The sequence below is a fragment of the Roseburia inulinivorans DSM 16841 genome, assembly GCF_000174195.1.
GTDB lineage: Bacteria > Bacillota > Clostridia > Lachnospirales > Lachnospiraceae > Roseburia > Roseburia inulinivorans.
Genome location: NZ_ACFY01000066.1, coordinates 1 through 538, shown reverse-complemented (window position 1 = coordinate 538; position 538 = coordinate 1). Strand labels below are relative to the sequence as shown.

1 protein-coding gene is annotated in these 538 nt (G+C 35.1%); it reads right to left on the bottom strand.

Annotation, left to right across the window (positions count from 1 at the left end):
* Window positions 1-538, bottom strand: a 538-nt coding sequence (locus tag ROSEINA2194_RS07755) for a radical SAM protein (RefSeq protein WP_007885292.1), incomplete at both ends; no start/stop codon positions are given.

Below are 538 nucleotides of genomic sequence, written 5' to 3'. Positions count from 1 at the left end.
CAGACGGTATTCATCACGGTCTGCTACTCCAAGACCACTTTCTCGTCTTACAAATTCCTTGTCTTTTACAGGTGAGAATTGGGAATAATTAAGTTTGGGATTAAAAGCCATGTTGTACTTCAAGCACAACTCTTTAACCTTTGGTAAATCCTGTTCGTTATGGCCGAATATCACGAATTGCCATGATAACTTAGGGTACTCTGAGTTATATCGTTCTTTATAATTGTTCAGTCGCTCGATATTTTGAAGTACATTACAGAGATTACCACCCACGCGATAAATTGAATATGTCTCTTGTGTTGCTCCATCAATAGAAATATTTAGATACTCAACTCTATATTTGACCAGTGCTTCCAATGCTTCTTCCGAAACATTGTTGAAATTAGTACCGTTTCCGCAATATAAAGTAACTCCTTTTCTGAAAGCATACTCTAAAATTTTGACAATATCCTTGTTCAGAAATATTTCTCCCCAATTGGACATTTCTATTCTTTTAATCTCCGGATTAGTGTCAATAAAATTTGAAAAATCCTCAAAA